Source organism: Streptococcus dysgalactiae subsp. dysgalactiae (genome assembly GCF_900459225.1).
Lineage (GTDB): Bacteria > Bacillota > Bacilli > Lactobacillales > Streptococcaceae > Streptococcus > Streptococcus dysgalactiae.
Window position 1 is genome coordinate 882971 of sequence record NZ_UHFH01000003.1, and the last position, 22405, is coordinate 905375.

Here is a 22405-nt window from a genome sequence, read left to right on the forward strand (position 1 = left end):
TGACAGATATTGGATGTTTTTGGAAGATTATGCTTGACTTTAGAGAACAAAAAGGTATAATAATAATTGTAACCGATTTCAGAAAGAGGTGATTCTATCTTAAAATCAAAACGAAAACAGTTGATTATGGCAAAAATCGTAAAAGATAACTATGTTGCTTTAGAAGATTTGATGCAGCTGCTGGATTCGTCTGAGTCAACTGTCCGTAGAGATTTGGGGGAACTGGAGCAAGAAGGACGTTTGCACCGTGTTCATGGTGGAGCTGAATTGTTTCATTCCTTGCAAGAGGAATTGTCTAATCAGGAGAAGTCTGTCAAAAACAGTCAAATCAAACAGGCGCTCGCTCAAAAAGCTTCCCGATTCATCTATGATAATGATGTGATTTTTATTGATGCTGGGACAACGACGGAATTTTTACTCCCTTTTTTACAAGGAAAAAATGTTACGGTCGTTACTAACTCCATCCATCATGCGACTCGCTTAGTTGATTTATCCATCAAAACGATTATCATTGGTGGGTATGTCAAGCAAACGACTGATGCGAGTATTGGGAGTGTGGCTTTGGAACAAATCAGACAGATGAACTTTGATAAAGCATTTCTTGGCATGAATGGTGTTGATGAGGCCTATCTAACAACCCCAGATATGGAAGAAGCCGTGATAAAAAAAGCAGTCATTGCGAATGCGAAAGTGTCTTACATTCTGGTTGATGGCTCGAAAATCGGTCAGGTATCTTTTGTTAAAGTAGCTGCCATTAATCAGGTGACTATTATTACTGAGGCAGCCTCGACAGGGATTCTCAAAAAAATAAAGGAAAAGGCAAAGGTGGTTGAATTATGATTTATACCGTGACCTTAAACCCTTCGATTGACTTTATCGTCAGAATTAATCAGCTAAACCTGGGATCAGTAAATCGCATGGTCAGTGATGATAAGTTTGCAGGGGGAAAGGGTATTAACGTCAGTCGTGTCTTGCAACGATTAGGAGTTGGGAATACGGCGACAGGCTTTCTTGGCGGCTTTACTGGACATTTTATCGAAGATAGTTTAAAGAATGAAGGCATTGAAACGGCTTTTGTCAAGGTAGAGCAGGATACCCGTATCAATGTTAAAATTAAGTCGCAAGAAGAGACTGAAATAAATGGTCAAGGGCCAATGATTAGTCAGGAACAATTGGAAGCCTTGAAAGCTAAGTTATCCCAATTGACCTCAGACGATACAGTTGTTTTTGCGGGATCAGCTCCAGCCAATCTTGGGAATGCTGTTTATAAGGAATTGATTCCTTTAGTTAGGCAAAGTGGTGCCCAGGTGGTTTGCGATTTTGAAGGACAACCCCTCTTAGATGCCCTTGCGAATAATCCTTTGTTAGTTAAACCTAATAACCATGAATTAGAAGCTATTTTTGGTGTTCCGTTAAACAGTCTTAACGATGTAGAAACCTACGCTCGTCGAATTTTAGAGATGGGAGCTCAGTATGTCCTCATTTCGATGGCTGGTGATGGTGCCTTGTTGGTTACTGAGGAAGCCACCTATTTTGCTAAGCCAATTAAAGGGCAGGTCAAAAATTCTGTCGGGGCTGGTGATTCTATGGTTGCTGGATTTACAGGCGAATTTGTTAAGAGTAAAGACCCAGTAGAAGCCTTGAAATGGGGAGTAGCGTGTGGTACGGCGACCGCTTTCTCTGATGACTTGGCGACAATTGCATTTATTAAGGAAATATATCATAAAGTTGAGGTAGAAAAACGATGAAGATTCAAGATTTATTGAGAAAAGATATTATGATTCTTGACTTACAGGCTATTTCGAAAGAAGTTGCCATTGACGAGATGATTACACGTTTAGTAGAAAAAGGTATTGTTCACGATTTTGATGTCTTTAAAAAGAGTATCATGGCACGTGAAGAACAAACATCAACTGGACTTGGCGACGGTATTGCCATGCCTCATTCTAAAAATATTGTGGTTGATGAACCAGCAGTTTTATTTGCGAAATCAAATAAAGGGGTGGATTATAAGGCTTTAGATGGTCAACCAACGGATCTCTTCTTTATGATTGCTGCACCTCAAGGGGCAAACGACACTCACTTGGCTGCGCTAGCAGAATTATCACAATACCTTTTGAAAGACGGTTTTGCAGATAAACTTCGTGCTACAGCGACACCAGATGACGTTCTTGCTGTCTTTGATGAGGCTTCAACAGCTAAAGAAGAAGTGGTAGCGCCAACAAGTGATCAAGATTTTATTGTTGCAGTTACAGCTTGCCCAACAGGGATTGCTCACACTTATATGGCAGAAGAGGCTTTGAAAAAACAAGCTGCAGAAATGGGAGTAGCTATTAAAGTTGAAACAAACGGCGCTTCTGGTGTGGCTAATCGTTTAACCGCTGAAGATATTCAGAAAGCTAAGGGTGTTATCGTTGCAGCAGATAAAGCAGTTGAAATGGATCGTTTTGACGGTAAACAATTAATTGCTCGCCCTGTTGCAGATGGCATCAAGAAGAGTCAAGAATTGATTTCTTTGATTTTGAATAATGAAGGACACACTTACCACGCTAAGAACGGAAAGTCTGAAACAGCAGTCTCATCTGAGAAAACAAGCTTAGGTGGTGCTTTCTATAAACACTTGATGGGTGGTGTCTCTCAAATGTTGCCATTCGTTATTGGTGGCGGGATTATGATTGCCCTAGCTTTCTTGTTGGATAACATGCTTGGTGTGCCAAAAGACCAATTAGGCAATCTTGGATCTTATCATGAAGTAGCTGCTATTTTCATGAAAATTGGGGGTGCCGCCTTTTCCTTCATGTTACCAGTATTAGCGGGTTACATTGCATACTCTATCGCTGAAAAACCAGGTTTGGTTGCTGGTTTTGTGGCAGGTGCTATTGCATCGAGTGGACTTGCTTTTGGCAAGGTTCCATTTGCATCAGGTGGAGAAGCTAGCTTGGCTTTAGCGGGTGTGCCATCAGGTTTCCTTGGTGCTCTTGTTGGTGGTTTCCTGGCTGGTGGTGTTATTCTTGCTCTACGTAAATTATTAGCAGGCTTACCACGATCTCTTGAAGGGGTTAAATCTATTCTTCTTTACCCATTACTTGGTGTCCTTGTCACTGGTTTCTTGATGCTCTTTGTCAATATCCCAATGGCAGCTATTAACACAGCGCTTAATGATTTCTTACAAGGTCTTTCAGGAAGTTCTGCTGTCCTTATGGGACTTCTTGTTGGTGGTATGATGGCTGTTGATATGGGTGGTCCTGTTAATAAGGCAGCTTATGTTTTTGGTACAGGAACTTTAGCAGCTACTGTCGCAAATGGTGGTTCAGTTGTTATGGCTGCTGTTATGGCAGGTGGTATGGTACCTCCTCTAGCTGTTTTTGTAGCCACTCTCTTGTTTAAAGATAAATTTACTAAAGAAGAACGCGAATCAGGTTTGACCAATATTGTTATGGGGCTTTCATTCATCACTGAAGGAGCAATCCCATTTGGCGCCGCAGACCCAGCGCGTGCAATTCCTAGCTTTATTGCTGGTTCTGCCTTGACAGGAGCTCTTGTTGGTTTGGCTGGTATTAAATTAATGGCACCACATGGTGGTATCTTCGTCATCGCCTTAACAAGCAACCCAATCTTATACCTTGTCTTTGTAGCGATTGGTGCTATTGTATCCGGAATTATCTTCGGCGCCCTTCGCAAAAAAGCTTAACGTTGAAAGACTTTTTCCTTACTAAAACTAGAATCTGCTAAGGTTCTAGTTTTTTGATATACTAAAAGAGAAAGAATAAGAAGTGAGGATATGGCTTGAAAAGAAAGAAAAGGAGAAAGGCTACTAATCCCTCATTAAAGGCTTTTGCTTTGTGTTTAGTATTGCTTAGTGCCTTTGTTAGTATTTGGACACTAAGAAAGGCTAAGCAAGAGTTAACCGCTTATGCAACTCATGACACAATGGTTTTTGTAAGGCAAATTAGCCATGCAGCTCAAGCAGTTGCTCAAAAAGAAAAGTTATATAGTTCAGTGATGATGGCTCAAGCTATTTTAGAGTCTAACAATGGTAAGTCCCAGTTGAGTCAGAGACCTTATTACAATTTTTTTGGTATTAAAGGGAATTATAAGGGGCGGTCGGCTATTTTTTCTACCTTAGAAGATGATGGGCAAGGAAATTTATACCAAATTGATGACGCCTTTCGTTCTTACGGTAGTATGACAGCATGTTTTGAAGACTATGCTAGAGTTTTGAATAATCCTCTGTATACCAAAACCCATAAAAACCTGGGTTCTCATTATTATGATGCCACAGCTGCACTAACAGGAACATATGCCACTGATACCAGTTACAACACCAAATTAAATGAACTCATTGCTGTTTATCAACTGACCTATTTTGATAGTCCCATGAAATAATAAGCTTTATCCACAAAATCCTCTTAAATTAGAAGAAATATTTCGATTTTAAGACAAAAGTTATCAATCTGGTTAAATCAGTTGTGGATAAGTCCTTGTTAGATTTTCTATGTTATAATAGAAACATAAAAAATGAACAGAAAAGGGATTTAATCACTAATGGTAAAAAAGAAAGGTAAGCTTCTACTTATCAGTCTTTTTGTTCTTGCGGCTTGTTTAGGAGCTTACAGTGCAATGAGACAACCTAACCGTACCTCTAAAGTATCAGCAGAAACAGTCACTGGTACTTCGACACAGGCGTTTATCAATAATATTGGACCTACAGCCAGCGCTATCGCTCAAGAGCGTGACCTTTACGCTTCTGTGATGATTGCTCAAGCTATTTTAGAATCAAGTAACGGTCAATCTGGCCTTAGCCAAGCACCCTATTATAACTTCTTTGGCATCAAAGGGGCCTATAATGGTTCGTCAGTTACCATGTCAACTTGGGAAGATGATGGAGCAGGAAATACCTATACTATCGATCAACCCTTTAGAGCATACCCAAGCATCGCTGATTCACTTCATGACTACGCTAACTTACTAAGCTCTAATATGTATGCTGGTGCTAGAAAATCAAATACACTGTCGTATCAAGATGCGACAGCAGCTTTAACAGGTCTATACGCTACAGACACGAGTTATAACTTGAAGTTAAACAATATTATTGAAACGTATGGGTTAACCGCTTATGACGTGACAAATGCTTCAGACCAAGGAGTCTCCTTAACAGGTGCAGGCTACGTTTGGAATGAGTACCGTCACAATTATACAGATGCGGAAACCCTAGCAATTGATGAAGCATGGGCACAACGCTTTAACTATTAAGATAAGTCTAAAAATCATCCTAACGGGTGATTTTTTGGTATAATGAAATAATGAAAACAATTAAAGAAGTATACCAAAATCATGCTGAGATGCCTTACATTGCTCCAGCTTATCAAGAAGAGTTACTGCGCAAGCCTATTCCTAAGCGTAACATGGAGCGTACCAAGGAAGGGTTACTTCCTGGTCACATTGTGATGTTATGGCGCATTCAGTTCGGGACCTATACAACTGCTAATAGTCATCATAAATATTTTTACACGACCTATGGCATTGATGCGCAAACAGAATTGGACTGGCTAATCTCTCAAGGTTATGTGCAAAAAGACTCTGCAAGAGAATCGCTCTGTCATTTGCCAGCTAGCCGTTTAAAAGACTTTTTGGGACAAAAAGCAGTTAAAGGACTATCAAAAATGAAGCGAGATGAATTAGATCAAGCCGTTTTAAGTCATTTTAGCGAAGAAGAATTGAGCGTTTTAGTTGACCTCAGAGGTTACCGACTACTCCCTAAGGGAGAAGAGGCCTTAGGGGCTAATGCCAATATTGTTGACCGTCATCCTCAGAAAAAATACTAGTTTAAGTCTACTTTAATAATCCTCAAATCTATGCTATAATGAGTCATATCGACATCAAGGAGAATGAATACATGCAATTAGTTCGTGAAAAAGAATTTGTCAATCAATACCACTATGATGCTAGAAATCTCGAATGGGAAAAAGAAAACGGAACACCTGAAACCAATTTTGAAGTGACGTTCCAATTGATTAATAAAGATGAAGCTCGAAAGGAAACAGCTATCGTCTCTGTGTTACAATTTGTTATTGTCAAAGAAGAATTTGTGATTAGTGGAGTGATTTCACAGATGGTTCGTATTTTAGACCGTTTAGTAGATAAACCAAGCGAATTTACCCAAGAAGAAGTTGAATCGTTAGCAGCACCTTTATTAGATATGGTTAAACGCTTGACTTATGATGTCACAGAAATTGCCTTGGACCGTCCGGGCATTAATTTGGAGTTTAAGAATTAATGAAATTAGCAGTAATTACTGATAGCACAGCAGCATTACCAACTGACTTAAAGCAGGATGAGGCTATTTTTAGTCTTGATATTCCAGTTATTATTGATGGCGAGACCTATTTTGAGGGGCGTAACCTGACCATCGATGATTTTTATCAAAAGTTGGCAACCTCACAAGAGCTCCCTAAGACAAGCCAGCCCAGCTTATCGGAATTAGATGAGCTTTTAGGCCTTTTGTCTGCTAAGGGATACACACATGTCATCGGGCTTTTCTTGGCTGGTGGTATTTCGGGTTTCTGGCAAAATATCCAGTTTTTAGTTGAAGAACATCCTGATTTGGTCATTGCCTTTCCAGATAGTAAAATCACATCAGCTCCATTGGGCAGCATGGTTAAAAATGTATTAGATTGGTCTCGTCAAGGGAAAACCTTCCAAGAAATTCTAAATCAGTTGCAAAAACAGATTGACGGTACGACAGCCTTTATCATGGTGGATGATTTGAATCACTTGGTTAAAGGAGGAAGATTATCAAACGGTTCAGCACTGCTTGGCAATCTTTTGAGCATTAAGCCTATCTTGTATTTTGACGATGAAGGAAAAATCGTGGTTTACGAAAAAGTCAGAACAGAGAAGAAAGCCATGAAACGTTTGGTAGAGATTCTTAATGACTTGACAGCAAATGGACAATACGATGTTTCCATTATTCATTCGAAAGCCCAAGATAAGGCAGATCACTTGAAGGCACTCTTGCAAGACAGTGGCTACCAGTGCGACATCGCAGAAGTTCACTTTGGTGCTGTTATTGCTACTCATCTAGGAGAAGGAGCAGTCGCCTTTGGGATTACACCCCGCGCCTAGTTATTTTTTGGGAAAGCTGGCGCCAAGTCTCAGTCAGATAGCAAACCCCCCCCTTACGAAATAGCTAGTGACCTAGGGTAGGGTGACTAGTCCTTTAGATAATAGGTTAGAAAATAACGTATGAAATTAATGACAATGCCTTCTGAATTTCAGAAGGCTTTACCAATATTGAATAAAATTAAAGAAGCTGGTTATGAAGCCTACTTTGTGGGTGGCAGTGTCAGAGATGTGCTGTTGGGTCGTCCTATTCATGATGTAGATATTGCGACTAGCTCCTATCCTGAAGAGACCAAAGCGATTTTTAACAGAACTGTCGATGTTGGCATTGAACATGGTACAGTGCTCGTGCTTGAAAATGGTGGTGAGTATGAAATCACAACCTTTAGGACAGAAGATGTCTATGTGGATTATCGCCGTCCTAGTCAAGTGTCTTTTGTGCGCTCTTTAGAAGAAGACCTCAAACGTAGAGATTTCACTGTGAATGCTTTGGCTCTTGATGAAAATGGTCAAGTGATTGATAAATTTACAGGTTTACAAGATTTAGAGCAAAAGCGATTACGCGCAGTAGGAGAGGCAGCAGACCGTTTTGAAGAAGATGCCCTCCGTATTATGAGAGGTTTTCGCTTTGCCGCAAGTTTGGATTTCGATATCGAGTTTGCCACCTTCGAAGCTATGAAAAGTCATTCCCCACTGTTAGCAAAAATTTCGGTAGAGCGTTCCTTTATTGAATTTGATAAATTGTTGATGGCACCTCATTGGCGAAAAGGTATCTTGGCTATGATTGCTTGTCAAGCTTACGACTATTTACCAGGTTTGGGACAACAAGAAATAGCTTTAAAGCAGTTAACAGTGTCCCTAGCTGATGGCTTTACCTTTAGTGACCACCATCAAGCTTGGGCTTATTTGATCATAAGCTTATCGATTCAAAATCCTAAGCCATTTTTAAAGGCTTGGAAAACCTCAAATGATTTTCAACGCTGTGTGGCACAATTAGTGACCCTTTATCATATTCGACAAGAAAGACCTTTTGAAAAATTGGATATTTATCAATATGGTAAAAAACTGACAAGGTTGATAGAATCCCTTCGCCAAGCTATGGGACAAGACGTTGATATGGCTTATATTGAGCAATTAGACCAAGCATTAGCTATTCATGATAAACATGACATCGTGGTAAATGGCTCGCACTTAATAAAGAACTTTGGTTTGAAACCAGGACCAGAGTTGGGAGTGATGCTTGAACGCATTGAGTTAGCTATTGTGGAAGGTCATCTTGCTAATGAGTTAGATGCCATTGAAGCATTTGTTAGAGAGGAATTAGCAACATGAGCTATTTATTGGTGGAGAAACTGACAAAAACGGTGGGAGATAAGACTGTCTTTCAAGATATTTCCTTTATTATTCATGACTTTGACCGTATTGGGATTATTGGGGTTAATGGGACAGGAAAAACAACTCTTTTAGATGTCTTGTCGGGAAGGCTTGGTTTTGACGGAGACAATTCTCCATTTTCCAAAGCCAATGATTACAAAATCGCTTACTTAACACAAGATCCTGAATTTAACGATGCAGCCTCTGTTTTAGATACGGTATTGTCATCTGATGTTAAGGCGATTCAGCTGATTCGTCAATATGAACTATTGATGGCGAATTATACTGAGGATAAACAAGAGACCTTAGAGTCCCTCATGTCTGAAATGGATCGCTTAGATGCTTGGTCTATTGAAAGCGATGTCAAAACAGTCCTATCAAAATTAGGCATCACGGATTTGGAACAAAAAGTGGGAGACCTATCAGGTGGTATGAGAAGACGTGTCCAGTTAGCTCAAGTATTGCTAGGGGCTGCTGACTTACTCTTATTGGATGAGCCAACCAACCATCTTGATATTGACACCATCGCTTGGTTAACAACCTATCTCAAAACAGCTAAAAAAACCGTCCTTTTTATTACCCATGACCGTTATTTCCTGGATAATGTGGCCACCCGTATTTTTGAATTGGATAAGGCGGGACTGACAGAATATCAAGGCAATTACCAAGACTATGTGCGCTTAAAAGCAGAACAAGACGAACGAGATGCTGCTAATTTACACAAGAAGAAGCAACTCTATAAACAAGAATTAGCCTGGATGAGGACGCAGCCACAGGCGCGTGCAACCAAACAGCAGGCTAGAATCAATCGTTTCAGTGACTTGAAAAAAGAAGTTCACCAAGACAGTTCTGCGGATAAATTGGAGATGACTTTCGGAACGAGCCGAATTGGGAAGAAGGTGATTCACTTTGAAGACCTTTCTTTTGCTTATGGCGACCGACAGTTGATTAAGGATTTTAACTTGATTATTCAAAATAAAGATCGTATTGGAATTGTTGGAGATAACGGCGTCGGAAAATCTACCCTGTTGAATTTAATTAATGGAGATCTTGAACCAACTTCTGGGAAGCTTGATATTGGAGATACTATTCGTGTAGGTTATTTCTCTCAGCAGCTCAAAGATATGGATGAGACCAAACGGGTCATTAATTACCTTCAAGAAGTGGCTGATGAGGTTAAAACAAGCGTGGGAACAACGAGTATCAGTGAGCTTTTAGAGCAATTTCTTTTTCCGAGATCAAGTCATGGCACGCTGATTGCTAAATTATCTGGTGGGGAGAAAAAACGGCTCTACTTGCTAAAAATGCTCATTGAAAAACCAAATGTTCTTCTCCTTGATGAGCCAACAAATGATTTAGACATTGCCACCTTGACGGTCTTAGAAAACTTTTTAGCTAACTTTGCAGGACCAGTCATTACGGTTAGTCACGATCGTTATTTCCTAGACAAAGTAGCCACTAAGATTTTAGCCTTTGAAGAAGGCGATATTCGTGTTTTTTATGGTAATTACAGTGATTACCTTGATGAAAAAGTTTTTGAAAAAGAAACAGTTGAGGCTGACTTGGTTAAAGCAACAGTCATTGAAGAAGTGCCGCTTCCTCCGAAAGAGGAAAGAAAGCGCATGTCCTACCTTGAAAAACAAGAATGGGCTCAAATTGAAGATACGATTGCCACGCTTGAGACCCAGATTGAAGATATTGAACATCAGATGTTAGAAGTAGCAAGTGACTATGGTCAGCTAGCTCAGCTTCAAAGGGATTTAGAGCAAAGAAATAAGGATTTACTGGAAGCTTACGAACGATTTGACTATCTTAGTGGCTTAGAAATGTAAGAATTGTATGTCAATGTCATTTTTATGGTACACTAGTGATAACAACAAAAGAAGTGCTAGATTGCGCTTCTTTTCATTCATCATTTATTACCTGAAGGAGGAGAAAAATGGGGCTGATTTGGTCGTATTTATCATCAAAGCCTAAGTGGTTGGCTTTGGACATTTTAGGTGGCCTATTATTTGTCCTGGTTAATTTAGGATTACCCACTATTTTAGCTCGAATGATAGACCATGGAATCATGCAGCAGGATACCGAAGCCTTATATGGCTGGACGTTGGTCATGTTTGTCATTATTGTGTTAGGTGCTCTTGGTCGAATTATCTTATCCTACGCATCTGGTAAGCTAACGACAACCATGATCAAGGAGTTGCGCAATGACATGTATCGTCAGTTGCAGGATTACTCTCATACAGAATATGAAAAAATTGGGGTTGCTTCTTTGGTTACCCGAATGACAAGTGATGCCTTTGTGCTCATGCAGTTTGCTGAAATGTCTTTACGATTAGGAGTAGTGACGCCCTTAATGATGATTTTTTCAGTGCTGATGATTTTCTTGACAAGTCCATCGTTAGTATGGATTGTAGCGGTATCCATGCCTTTTTTGGTGCTGGTTGTTGTTTATGTTGCCGTCAAAACAAGGCCTCTCTCTGAAAAACAACAAGAAAGTTTAGACCACATTAATCAGTTAGTCAGAGAAAATTTGACTGGCTTGCGCGTGATTAGAGCCTTTTCGAGAGAAGCGTTTCAGCAGGAACGTTTTGATGAGCGTAATCAAGAATACGCCAGTATTTCTAAACGTCTCTTCACCCTAACAGGATTGACAGAACCGCTATTTGTGCAAATCATTATTGCCATGATTGTAGCCATTGTTTGGTTTGCCTTAGACCCTTTGGCTAAGGGACAAATTCAAATTGGGGATTTGGTAGCCTTTATCGAGTATAGTTTTCATGCTCTTTTTTCGTTTTTGATGTTTGCTAATCTCTTTACCATGTATCCTAAAATGGCAATTTCCAGCAAACGGATCAAAGAAGTCATGGACATGCCAATCTCTATTTCTAAAAATGAAGATGGGGTAACAGAGACCTTGACAAAAGGTTACCTCGAATTTGACAATGTCACCTTTGCCTATCCTGGAGAAACAGAAAGTCCTGTTCTACATAACATTTCTTTTAAAACCAAGCCTGGTGAAACCATCGCTTTTATTGGCTCAACAGGGTCAGGAAAATCATCCTTGGTGAATTTAATTCCTCGATTTTACGACGTGACGTTTGGGAGAATCTTGGTCGATGGGGTAGATGTCAGAGATTATCAGTTAAAATCTCTTCGTGCTAAAATTGGTTTCATCCCACAGAAAGCTCTGCTATTTACAGGAACTATCGAAGACAATTTAAAATATGGTAAGGCAGATGCTAGCTATTGGGAATTAGATGAAGCTACGGATGTATCTCAAGCTAGAGCATTTATTGCTAGCCGCGAAAAAGGCTATCAGACCCATCTAGCAGAAGCAGGAAGCAATTTATCAGGTGGTCAGAAGCAACGGCTATCCATTGCCCGTGCGGTTGTTAAAAAACCCGATATTTATATCTTCGATGATTCTTTTTCGGCACTAGATTACCAAACCGATGCTGCTTTAAGGAAGCGCCTGAAAGAAGTAACAGAGGATGCGACTGTTTTGATTGTAGCTCAACGGGTTGGGACTATCATGGATGCCGATCAAATCATTGTTCTAGATCAAGGTGAAATTGTCGGTCGAGGCAAGCATGAGGAATTGATGGCAACCAATGCTATTTACCGTGAAATTGCTGATTCGCAATTAAACAAAGGAAATCTCATGGAAAAGGAGGTGGACTAATGGCAGAGCAACATGTTTTTAAGCGGGTGTGGACCTATTTAAGCGCCTACCGTGGCTTAATCTTTTTAGCAGTTTTCCTTAAAATTATCAGTGCTGTCATGAGTGTCTTGGAACCCTTTGTGCTTGGTTTAGTCATTACAGAATTGTCATCTAATCTTCTTGATATGGCTAAGGGGATTGAAGGCGCAGGGATTAATACCTCTTATATTGCTTTTTTACTGCTTGTCTATTTTATTCGTGCATTATGTTATGAAATCGGAGCCTACGGGTCAAATTATGTCATGACCAAGGCTGTTCAATCGACTATTCGTGATTTGAGACAGGCCTTGAGTCAAAAAATTAATCGTATTCCTGTCTCTTATTTTGACCAACACCAGTTTGGGGATATGCTAGGACGCTTCACCTCAGATGTTGAGACAGTGTCAAATGCTTTGCAACAGTCTTTCTTGCAGATTGTCAATGCCTTTCTCACCATTTTTCTCGTGATGGGAATGGTCTTGTACCTCAATCTGACACTAGCTTTGATTGTGATTGTTGCTATTCCTATTATCTATGCTGCATCTCAATTCATTTTAAAAAAATCACAACCTTATTTTAAAGAGCAAGCTAAGGTGTTAGGAGAGATGAATGGTTTTGTTCAGGAAAATCTATCGGGTTTTAACGTCTTAAAACTTTACGGCCGCGAAGAAGCCTCAGAGCAAGCCTTCCATCAGATTACTGAACACTTGCAAGATGTTGGGTTTAAGGCAAGCTTTTTATCCGGTATTATGATGCCTGTTTTGCATTTTATTTCTGATTCTGTCTATATGATCGTTGCTTTGGTCGCAGGCCTGCAAGTTATGGCAGGACAATTGACCATTGGGAATATGCAAGCTTTTGTTCAATATATTTGGCAAATCAGTCAGCCAATTCAAACCATTACCCAGTTAGCAGGTTTATTACAGAGTGCTAAATCATCCTTAGAACGTATTTTTGCGGTTCTGGATGAGGCGGATGATGCCATGCTTGTGACAGATCAACTGGATGAGGATTTAACAGGTCAAGTCTCATTTAACCATGTGGATTTTTCCTATCAGGCTGATAAACCTTTGATCAAAGAGTTTACACTTGATGTTAACCCCGGTGAGATGATTGCGATTGTAGGACCAACTGGAGCTGGGAAAACGACTCTCATTAACCTCTTGATGCGTTTTTATGATGTGAATAAAGGATCCATTACTGTTGATGGGCATGATATTCGTGACCTGTCACGTCAATCCTATCGTCGCCAATTTGGTATGGTCCTACAAGATGCTTGGCTTTATGAAGGGACAATCCAAGATAACCTTCGCTTTGGGAACCTTGAAGCCAGCGATGAGGCTATTGTAGAAGCAGCCAAAGCTGCCAATGTGGATCATTTTATCAGAACCTTGCCAGGTGGGTACCACATGGTGATGAACCAAGAATCTAGTAATATTTCCTTAGGTCAAAAACAACTTTTAACCATTGCAAGGGCCTTGTTGGCTGATCCTAAAATTCTGATTTTAGATGAAGCGACCTCTTCGGTAGATACTCGGCTAGAATTATTGATTCAAAAGGCGATGAAGCGGTTAATGAAAGGACGAACAAGCTTTGTGATCGCTCACCGTCTGTCTACAATTCAAGAAGCTGATAAGATTCTAGTATTAAAAGATGGTCAGATCATTGAACAAGGGAACCATGACAGTTTACTGGCTGCTCAAGGTTTCTATTTTGATCTCTATCATAGTCAATTTAAATCCAGTCAACCCTAAGCTAATAGGGGATGAAGAACATTCTCTTAAACAAGAGGATGTTTTTTGAGTTCAGTTAGTAAAACATGCAAACTCCAGTAACCTATAAATTTCTCTTATAGAGTAATCCCTAGAAAATATCTTTTTCTGTTTTTAGGTCAATACTCATTGAATGTTAGGGAATAACGATCTATACAAATGAAAAACTTGACAGTAAAATTCAGAAAATTTATAATATTGACTATACTTGACACGATAGATAAGGAAGGACAAGATATGGTAACAGCAAAAGCATATGTTGCAGGTGTTTTTAAGAAAGTTAAACAAGAGAACGAGCATGAAACAGAATTTTTACAAGCAGTTGAAGAGGTCTTTGACTCCTTGGTACCAGTTTTTGAAGCTTACCCTCAGTACATGGAAGAGAACCTTTTAGAGCGGTTGGTAGAACCTGAGCGAGTGGTGAGTTTTCGGGTTCCTTGGGTGGATGATAAGGGCAAGGTTCAAGTGAATCGTGGCTACCGTGTTCAATTTTCATCAGCGCTTGGGCCTTATAAAGGGGGCTTACGATTTCACCCTTCAGTGAACCAATCCATTGTTAAATTTTTAGGTTTTGAACAGATTTTTAAAAATTCTCTAACTGGTCAACCAATTGGCGGTGGTAAGGGAGGGTCCAATTTTGATCCTAAAGGTAAATCTAATGCCGAAGTGATGCGATTTACCCAAAGTTTTATGACTGAATTGCAAAAACATATTGGACCAGACCTAGACGTTCCGGCAGGAGATATTGGAGTCGGAGGTCGAGAAATAGGCTACCTATTTGGTCAGTATAAACGTCTGCGTGGATTTGAAAATGGTGTGCTAACAGGTAAGGGACTCACTTATGGTGGTTCATTAGCCCGTAAGGAAGCAACAGGCTATGGCGTAGTCTATTTTGCCCAACAGATGCTAGCTGCAAAAGGTGATAGCCTGACTGGTAAGACAGCTCTTGTGTCAGGTTCTGGTAACGTGGCTATCTATGCTGTTGAAAAATTACAAGAATTGGGCGTTAAAGTTTTGGCAATGTCCGATTCGTCAGGTTATATTTACGATGACAAGGGAATTGACCTTGCCCTTTTGAAGCAAATCAAAGAAGTTGATCGTGGCCGTATTCATGCCTACCTCGAAAAATCTCCAGATGCTGTCTTTACACCAGCAGATAAAGGAAGCATTTGGTCCCTCAAAGCAGATTTGGCTTTCCCATGTGCGACTCAAAATGAATTAAACGAAGAAGCTGCCAAAAATCTGATTGCCAATGGTGTTCTAGCCGTTACAGAAGGGGCTAACATGCCTTCAAGCTTATCAGCTATTACAGCATTTCAAGAGGCAGGAGTTTTGTTTGGCCCGGCCAAGGCAGCCAATGCTGGAGGGGTAGCTGTATCTGCTTTAGAAATGGCACAAAACAGTAGTCGTTTAGCCTGGACATTTGAAGAAGTGGACCGTAAACTCTATGACATCATGACAACTATTTATGAGATATCAGCTGATGCTGCTAAGTCTTTTGGTCAAGAAGGTAATTTTGTCTTTGGTGCTAACATTGCTGGTTTTCTAAAGGTTGCCCAAGCCATGTCAGAACAAGGGGTTGTTTAAACCGTTCTTTGATTTATCCTTAAGCAATTCTTGAGAAATTTTCCCTATCTCATCTGATATAATAGAGATGAGTCATTGACATCATACTGCTTTGAAAATAGTATTTGCATTAGGGGGAGAAAAGATGATTAGAGAGATTGTGACAGATACTTTTTTCTTGCAGCAAAAGTCCAAAGCTGCTACTAAAGAAGATTTATGGATTGGTCAAGCCCTACAAGATACCCTGTCTTTCCATAGAGATCATTGTCTTGGCTTAGCTGCTAATATGATTGGTGAGCAGAAGCGCGTGATTATCATCAGCATGGGATTTGTGGATTTGGTAATGTTTAACCCCGTTATAGTCTCTAAGAGAGAAGCTTATGAGACAGAAGAGTCATGCTTGTCCTTAACTGGTAGCCGTCAGACCAAACGCTATACTAGTATCACAGTTGAATACGTTGACCTTAATTGGAGGCCTAAACGCTTAAGATTATCAGGTTTACCAGCTCAAATTTGCCAACATGAGTTGGATCATTTAGAAGGTATTTTAATATAAACCCAAAAGCCAGCAAGGCAGTTATAAAAAGTTCCTCAATCGTTAGAGATAGCTATTAGTGTGTCGAGGGGAGTTGTGGCTGTTTGCTTGGCTTTTTTATGCTTTTAGCTAACAGTAGGACACTAAAAATATCCCATCCTCGATAAGAGAATGGGATATCATGAGCTATGTGGATAGAAACGAGATTTTAGTTTCTGTCTTTTTTCTTAAGAAGCCCAGCACCACCTAAAGTTAGGAATCCAAGAATCATCATGAGGGTAGACGAACTTTGATTGCTACCTGCCATTGGAAGACTAGCATTGGCAGTCTTACTTTTAGCAGCAAGTTCTTCTGCTTGTTTAGGAGTAGTTAATTTCTTCTCGTCAGCTTTCACAGCAGGTGTGACAAGGTCAGAGACAATTTCAGTAGAAAGGATATTACCAGTGCGGTCTCTAAAGATTCTGCTGATGATATCATGTTTACCAGTGTCATCTGTCTTAGTAGAGCCTTCAAGTGTTGAGTTTACATAAGTTTTCACCCCTTTGACAGCAGCAGAAACAGGTTTACCAGCAGCTTCTAAATCTTTGATGTACTCGATAAAGACTTCTGTATCAGGATTGATAGCGCCAATTAACTTAGCTGATTTAAAGACTGAGAAGCCATCACCACCACCATAAAGGAAATCATTGACAACAAGAGTGTAATTAGCAGCTAAATCAAGCTCTTCACCATTATCTTTATAGACTTTAACGACTTTAAATGGAACCTCAGGATTTTTAGCTTCGTTGTCGGTGTAAGTGTACTTAAGACCAGACATTTGAAGGAAGTATTTTTGACCTTCATCATACTGTTGGTTCAAGACATCATAGATTTGTTGACCGGTCATTTGAACAACTTGAAGGATATTGCCAAATGGTTGAACAGCCTGTGCAGCTCCCCAAGTAATGGTCTGATCATCTTTGACAACAAGATCCGCACGGATACCACCATTGTTTGTCATAGCAAAATCAACGTTAGGGAAAGTTTTCTTAGCGATAGCCAGTTGAGCAGTTGTTACCAAGTTACCAATAGGAGATTCCTTGTCATTGTTTTCCATTTTAGGAATAGTAGAAGATGTTGAAGCAGTACCGATTTTACGTTCAGTAACTGTTTTAACAATTTCATTAGCCTGATCAACAATAGCTTTGATATCAGCACTTCCAGTTTTGACACCAGGTGCTACGGCAATGACTTTAGCTTCTGGTGTCGCCACAAAATCATTGGTATCAGTGTCTAAAGTTCCACGGACATCAGCGTAAGCCTTACCTTGAGAGACTGCTTGGACAACACGTGTCTTACCAACAGTTCCGTTAGTGTATTGGTGATTGTGTCCTGCAAAGACAATATCCACACTGTGATTTGGGTAAAGTTGGTTAACTTTTTCCATAATAGTCGCCACTTCATTATCAACGACACCATCTTTGCTTGTTGCAGGAATGTGAGCCAAAACAACGATCGCATTCACATTTTGTCCTTGTAATTCTTTGGCATACTTAACGATGGTTTCAGCAGCATCTAAGAATTTATATTGTTCATAGTTTTGTTTTAAAACAAGATTTGGAATTTCTGTTGTGACAATACCGATAAATCCAACTTTAACGGATTTGTCATTCACAGGAATATCTTTGACAGCATAAGGTTTCCAGTCATAAGGAATCTTGTTGGATTCTTTGTCAACCACATTAGCAATGACAATGGTTTGCTTAGAAGCTTCATGCTCATAGTTTTTGGTAATGTCATTAACCGTTGAATCAGCAGCAGGTGCTTGACCTGTCATGATACGATTAAACTCAGCTAAACCTTCATCAAACTCATGGTTCCCAAGTGTTCCATACTCAAAGCCCATTTTATTAAAAACTTTTACAGTAGGTTCGTCTTGTAATAGTCCAGAGTTGGCAGGACTAGCCCCGACCATGTCTCCTGCTTGGACACGGATACTTGTGCCTTCTGGGCTTGCTTGTTTGAACTCAGTTTCGGCATCGTCCATGTAGGCATCCAATTGAGCGGCAGTACCAGCATTGGCTACTTTACCTTCTGGCATGTAGGCTGAACCTGTTGTATCAAGGGCACCGTGGAAGTCATTGACACCAAGCAATTGCACATCGACCTGATCAGCTTGAACTCCTGTTACTAGCATTGAAAAACCAGCAAAGACACTCAACACACTACTTTTTAAAACAAGATGCTTTTTCATAAAATCTCCTAATAAGTTAAAGTAATTGTTACAAGTCAAGTTTACTATTATTTACACTAGAATTCAATAAAATGTTGTTAAAAAGAGAAATATTTTTAAAAAATAGGAAAGATTGTAAAAGTGAAAACGTTTAAAAAGCAAACATTTCATTCCATAAAATTGGCAGAAAAATATAAAAAGTTTTAAAAACCTATTTACAAAGCTTATGAGGTGTGCTAAGATGATAGACAGATTAAAAGAAAGGAGAACAATGTCATGAACAATTCAACTAAACGTATGAACTTTCTTGAGAATACCCTCCTTTCTAGCCGAAAAAGTTAGTTTCTTTTAGTGTGACTAATAGAAAACAGTAAAGCCCGTGGTAGGAAGGATATCTTATTGCGGGCTTTTTGTGTACCCAAATTCCTGTTTGACGACAAAAACTTGTCAAACTGGTTAACTGAAAAGAAGAAGGAGGATAACATGCTATCCTTAATCAGTCGTTACATTAAACAAAACAAATGGACTTACATCATTATTGCCCTAACACTATTTGTCTATGACGCATCCCTGATTATTCCGACAAAAGTGATTCAAAGCTTAATTGATGCTATGTCTCGGTATCAATTGACTCAAGCAAGTTTGATGAGCCATGTTTTGGTTCTCTTAGGAGCAACGATATTGTCATATGCCACGGCTTATGTCTGGCATCTCAAGCTTTTCCAAGAAGCAGTGCATTTTAAATTTGACTTGCAACAACGTGCCTTTCGTAAATTGGTTTTTATGCGGACGCCTTTTTATGAAAAATTTAGATCCGGTGATATGATGACCCGGTTTTCGACAGACGTTGAAGCCTTAATGGATTTTATTGGTTATGGCCTGATGATTATTCTTTATGCTGGTGGGATGATTGCCTTTATTATTCCAACCATGTTTTTGATATCATGGCAAATGTCACTCATCGGTATGATTCCCATTAGCATCATGATGGTCATAACTTATTTTATTACTAAAAAACAAGAAGTATTGGTTGAGGATGCTCGTGAGGCTATTTCCAACTTAAGTGATGAGGTCCTCGAGACTGTCGAAGGCATCCGTGTGATGCGTGCTTATAGTAAAAAAGATTACATGGAAAATCATTTTGCGCAAAAAGCTGATGCGCTAGCTGATCGTTGGAATCGCATTGCTGGTTACAGAGGTCTCTACTTCCCTGTTTATAGTGTGATGATTGCTATCAGTACTCTTATTATTTTGACGGTTGGCCTACACTTTATCAATAAAGGAGAGGTGAGTTTAGGTCAAGTGATTGCCTTGCAGTTGTACTTGGTTTCTTTGGTGGAACCGTTTGCCATGTTATCTGATTTTATTCTTGTTTATCAGACTGGGCGGACCTCATTTCATAAAATCAATGAACTCATCGAGACCGGTGATGACCTCGAAGAAGACGGGCATCTGAAGCTGGAGAGCTACGATCAGATTCGTCTAGCGGATTATTCTTTTTCTTACGCTAAGAGCAGTAAGCCTAGTTTGTCCGCTATTAATCTGGTATTGAATAAAGGTGAGACATTAGGGATTGTCGGAAAAACTGGGTCTGGAAAGACGACTCTATTGCGTCAATTGTTGAGGCAATACCCAGTTGGTCAAGGTCAATTTTACATTAATGGGCACCATGTTCTGGAGTACCAACGTCACGCTTTGGAAGAACACATCGGTTACGTGCCACAAGAACATGTGCTCTTTTCAAAAACAGTTTCTGAAAATATCGCCATGGGGAAAGAGGATGCTACTTTAGAAGACATTCTTGCTGCCATTGCGACGGCTTCTTTTACTGACGATTTAAAAGGGTTGTCAAAAGGGCTAGAAACTAAAATTGGTGAGCGCGGCTTATCTATTTCAGGTGGTCAAAAGCAACGGATTTCCATTGCCAGAGCCTTTTTGTCAGAGCCTGATTTGTTAATTTTAGATGATTCTTTATCGGCCGTAGATGCTAAAACAGAAACAGAGATTATTACTCATATTCAGGAAGAAAGGCAAGGTAAAACAACGATTATTGTCAGCCACCGTCTATCAGCTATTCAACATGCCGATTGGGTAATTGTGATGGATCAAGGCAAGATTGTTGAAGAAGGAAAACCGGACCAGCTTCTTGCACAAAAAGGTTGGTATTATGAACAATACCAACGTCAACAAGCACAGGAGGACTAAGATGGCCTTATTTAAACGCTTATTAAGTGAAATCAAAGTGGCTAAAGCAGCTTTTGCCACGGGAATCGGGCTATTGTTACTGGCAACGGCAGCTGGACAAATAGCCCCACTATTATTAAAACAACTGATTGATCATTACTTGACGCCGTTAGCAAAAGGAAAATCTATCGTTTTAGCTCATTTTGAGCAGTTGAGCTGGCTTTATTTAGCCCTGATTATAGGATCAGCCCTGTTACGTTATGTCTCTTATCGGAGCCTGGTTTATTCCTCGAATAAGGTGGTTACACAGTTAAGAAAACAAGCTTTCGATGTCATGCAAAGCCTACCGATTTCTTATTTCGATCACCAACCTGCTGGTAAAATTGCGACTCGCATTGTCAACGATACTGAAACGTTGCGAAACCAATTTTACGACAATCTGTTGTCGCAGATTATCATCAGCATGGCTCAAATTATCTTTATTTATGGGGTAATGATTTATCTGGATCTTAGATCAGGACTGTTGTTACTATTAGTTATCCCTATCTTTTACGGCATTCAAGTTCTTTATAAACGCTTAACAGACCAGCCTATGAAAGATTTTTATGACGCTAGAAGTGCTGTCAACACTCAAGTCAATGAAACCATGAACGGGTTTTCCATTATCCAGCTTTTCCACCAAGAAAATTGTATGCTAGAAGACTTTAACCAGCAAATTAATCAGATGAAAAAGGCAGATGATACAATCATCTTTGCTGATTCTGTGGCTTCGTGGACCTTAACAGAATTGGTGAAGTACACCATGATTTCTGCTATCTTAGCTTTTATTGGCTATCAATTTTTACAAGGAAAGCCAGGAATTACAGTGGGGAAACTCTTTATTTATTTAAATTACCTCACCCGTTTATTTGATATATTAGGAACAATGGTTAGGCAGCTGCCTAATATTCAGCGGTCACAAGCAACAGGTGGCCGTTTAATGGCTCTATTAGACCAAAAGCTGGAAGAGGATAATCCCAAGGAGATACATATTGACAAAGGAAATGTCACCTTTAATCACGTGTCGTTTGCCTACGAAGAGGGCAAAAATGTTTTAACAGATATCACAATAGAAGCCAAACAAGGAGAAACGATTGCGTTAGTTGGGCATACCGGATCAGGTAAATCTTCAATTATGAATCTCCTCTATCGTTTTTACACGCCTCAGTCAGGAATGATTACCGTCGATGGGCAGGATATTCAAGCCTATTCTAGAGAAAGCTTGCGCTCCCAAATGGGAATCGTTTTGCAAGATCCCTATCTTTTCTCAGGGACCATTGCTTCTAATGTGACCATGGGGAATCAAAGCTACAGTGATCAAGAAGTGATAGAAGCTCTAGAAAAGGTTGGAGCAGGGCCTATGATTGGTAGATTAGATAAAGGGATTCATGAGCCTGTTTATGAAAAAGGGGCGTCTTATTCTAGTGGCGAGCGGCAACTCATTGCTTTTGCCAGAACATTAATTACGAATCCTAAAATTCTTATTCTAGACGAAGCGACTTCCCATATCGATACGGAAACAGAAGAAATTATCCAGCGTGCTATGGAAGTTTTGAAACAAGGTCGAACAACCTTTATCATTGCTCATCGCCTATCGACGATTCAATCTGCTAATACTATCCTTGTCCTAGATAAGGGGCGCATTGTCGAGCGTGGAAACCATCAAGAATTGTTAGCAAAAGGTGGTATTTATGCGCAGCTTTCTAAATTACAAGAAAAGGTATAAAATCGTGGCAAGCGTCGTCATTATTCTCATAATAACTTCGGCACTCTATTTAAAAGCTATCTAATATGTCTTAGATAGCTTTTATATGTGCTATAAGTGGTTTGTTGACAAAGACTAAAAAAGGTATATCATCGCATTTTCTAAGGATTTAGTGTAAAATAGTAAGGTAACA

General features: G+C 39.8%; 17 protein-coding genes. 16 read left to right on the plus strand and 1 reads right to left on the minus strand.

Features of this window, described 5'->3' with window-relative positions:
- Positions 1 to 126: 126 nt before the first annotated feature.
- The 14 genes from DYD17_RS04755 to DYD17_RS04820 all read left to right on the plus strand — a co-directional run bounded on the left by DYD17_RS04755 (position 127) and on the right by DYD17_RS04820 (position 16093).
- Positions 127 to 840, plus strand: a complete 714-nt coding sequence (locus DYD17_RS04755; RefSeq protein WP_115252805.1) for a DeoR/GlpR family DNA-binding transcription regulator — start codon at positions 127 to 129, stop codon at positions 838 to 840.
- Positions 837 to 1748, plus strand: coding sequence for a 1-phosphofructokinase (pfkB, locus tag DYD17_RS04760; protein WP_115252806.1), 912 nt, complete (start codon positions 837 to 839; stop codon positions 1746 to 1748). The genes DYD17_RS04755 and pfkB overlap by 4 nt, the downstream gene beginning before the upstream one ends.
- Complete coding sequence (locus DYD17_RS04765) at positions 1745 to 3691, plus strand: PTS fructose transporter subunit IIABC (protein ID WP_115252807.1); 1947 nt, start codon at positions 1745 to 1747, stop codon at positions 3689 to 3691. The genes pfkB and DYD17_RS04765 overlap by 4 nt, the downstream gene beginning before the upstream one ends.
- A gap of 95 nt (positions 3692 to 3786) precedes the next feature.
- A complete protein-coding gene (locus DYD17_RS04770) occupies positions 3787 to 4386 on the plus strand; it encodes a glycoside hydrolase family 73 protein (protein WP_115252808.1) in 600 nt (199 codons plus the stop codon).
- Positions 4387 to 4545: 159 nt separating this feature from the next.
- Complete coding sequence (locus DYD17_RS04775; RefSeq protein WP_003050275.1) at positions 4546 to 5253, plus strand: glycoside hydrolase family 73 protein; 708 nt, start codon at positions 4546 to 4548, stop codon at positions 5251 to 5253.
- 50 nt (positions 5254 to 5303) lie between these two features.
- The gene (locus tag DYD17_RS04780) at positions 5304 to 5825 is read left to right on the plus strand and encodes a hypothetical protein (protein ID WP_003050277.1); all 522 of its coding nucleotides are present in this window, start codon (positions 5304 to 5306) and stop codon (positions 5823 to 5825) included.
- A 71-nt stretch (positions 5826 to 5896) separates the two neighbouring features.
- Entirely contained in the window at positions 5897 to 6277 is a 381-nt protein-coding gene (locus DYD17_RS04785) for a DUF1149 family protein (RefSeq protein WP_003050280.1), read from the plus strand.
- Positions 6277 to 7125 carry a DegV family protein gene (locus DYD17_RS04790; RefSeq protein ID WP_003050283.1) on the plus strand — a complete coding sequence of 283 codons (849 nt, stop codon included), beginning with the start codon at positions 6277 to 6279 and terminating at the stop codon, positions 7123 to 7125. Before DYD17_RS04785 ends, DYD17_RS04790 begins: the two co-directional genes overlap by 1 nt.
- A gap of 120 nt (positions 7126 to 7245) precedes the next feature.
- Positions 7246 to 8454: a CCA tRNA nucleotidyltransferase gene (locus tag DYD17_RS04795; RefSeq protein WP_003050286.1), complete on the plus strand. Its 1209-nt coding sequence runs from the start codon at positions 7246 to 7248 to the stop codon at positions 8452 to 8454.
- Entirely contained in the window at positions 8451 to 10328 is a 1878-nt protein-coding gene (locus DYD17_RS04800; protein ID WP_115252809.1) for an ABC-F family ATP-binding cassette domain-containing protein, read from the plus strand. The genes DYD17_RS04795 and DYD17_RS04800 overlap by 4 nt, the downstream gene beginning before the upstream one ends.
- Before the next feature lie 107 nt (positions 10329 to 10435).
- A complete protein-coding gene (locus DYD17_RS04805) occupies positions 10436 to 12181 on the plus strand; it encodes an ABC transporter ATP-binding protein (RefSeq protein WP_115252810.1) in 1746 nt (581 codons plus the stop codon).
- The gene (locus tag DYD17_RS04810; protein ID WP_003050294.1) at positions 12181 to 13953 is read left to right on the plus strand and encodes an ABC transporter ATP-binding protein; all 1773 of its coding nucleotides are present in this window, start codon (positions 12181 to 12183) and stop codon (positions 13951 to 13953) included. The genes DYD17_RS04805 and DYD17_RS04810 overlap by 1 nt, the downstream gene beginning before the upstream one ends.
- Before the next feature lie 255 nt (positions 13954 to 14208).
- Positions 14209 to 15558: an NADP-specific glutamate dehydrogenase gene (gene gdhA / locus DYD17_RS04815; RefSeq protein ID WP_003050296.1), complete on the plus strand. Its 1350-nt coding sequence runs from the start codon at positions 14209 to 14211 to the stop codon at positions 15556 to 15558.
- Between the two features lie 124 nt (positions 15559 to 15682).
- Positions 15683 to 16093, plus strand: a complete 411-nt coding sequence (locus DYD17_RS04820) for a peptide deformylase (RefSeq protein WP_003050301.1) — start codon at positions 15683 to 15685, stop codon at positions 16091 to 16093.
- Between the two features lie 187 nt (positions 16094 to 16280).
- On the opposite strand, the gene DYD17_RS04825 is transcribed toward DYD17_RS04820, so the two are convergent.
- The gene (locus DYD17_RS04825; protein WP_115252811.1) at positions 16281 to 18305 is read right to left on the minus strand and encodes a surface-anchored 5'-nucleotidase; all 2025 of its coding nucleotides are present in this window, start codon (positions 18303 to 18305) and stop codon (positions 16281 to 16283) included.
- A 462-nt stretch (positions 18306 to 18767) separates the two neighbouring features.
- On the opposite strand from DYD17_RS04825, the gene DYD17_RS04830 reads away from it, so the two are divergent.
- A complete protein-coding gene (locus DYD17_RS04830) occupies positions 18768 to 20489 on the plus strand; it encodes an ABC transporter ATP-binding protein (RefSeq protein ID WP_115252812.1) in 1722 nt (573 codons plus the stop codon).
- A gap of 1 nt (position 20490) precedes the next feature.
- Positions 20491 to 22233, plus strand: coding sequence for an ABC transporter ATP-binding protein (locus tag DYD17_RS04835; protein WP_115252813.1), 1743 nt, complete (start codon positions 20491 to 20493; stop codon positions 22231 to 22233).
- The last annotated feature ends 172 nt before the right edge of the window (positions 22234 to 22405 follow it).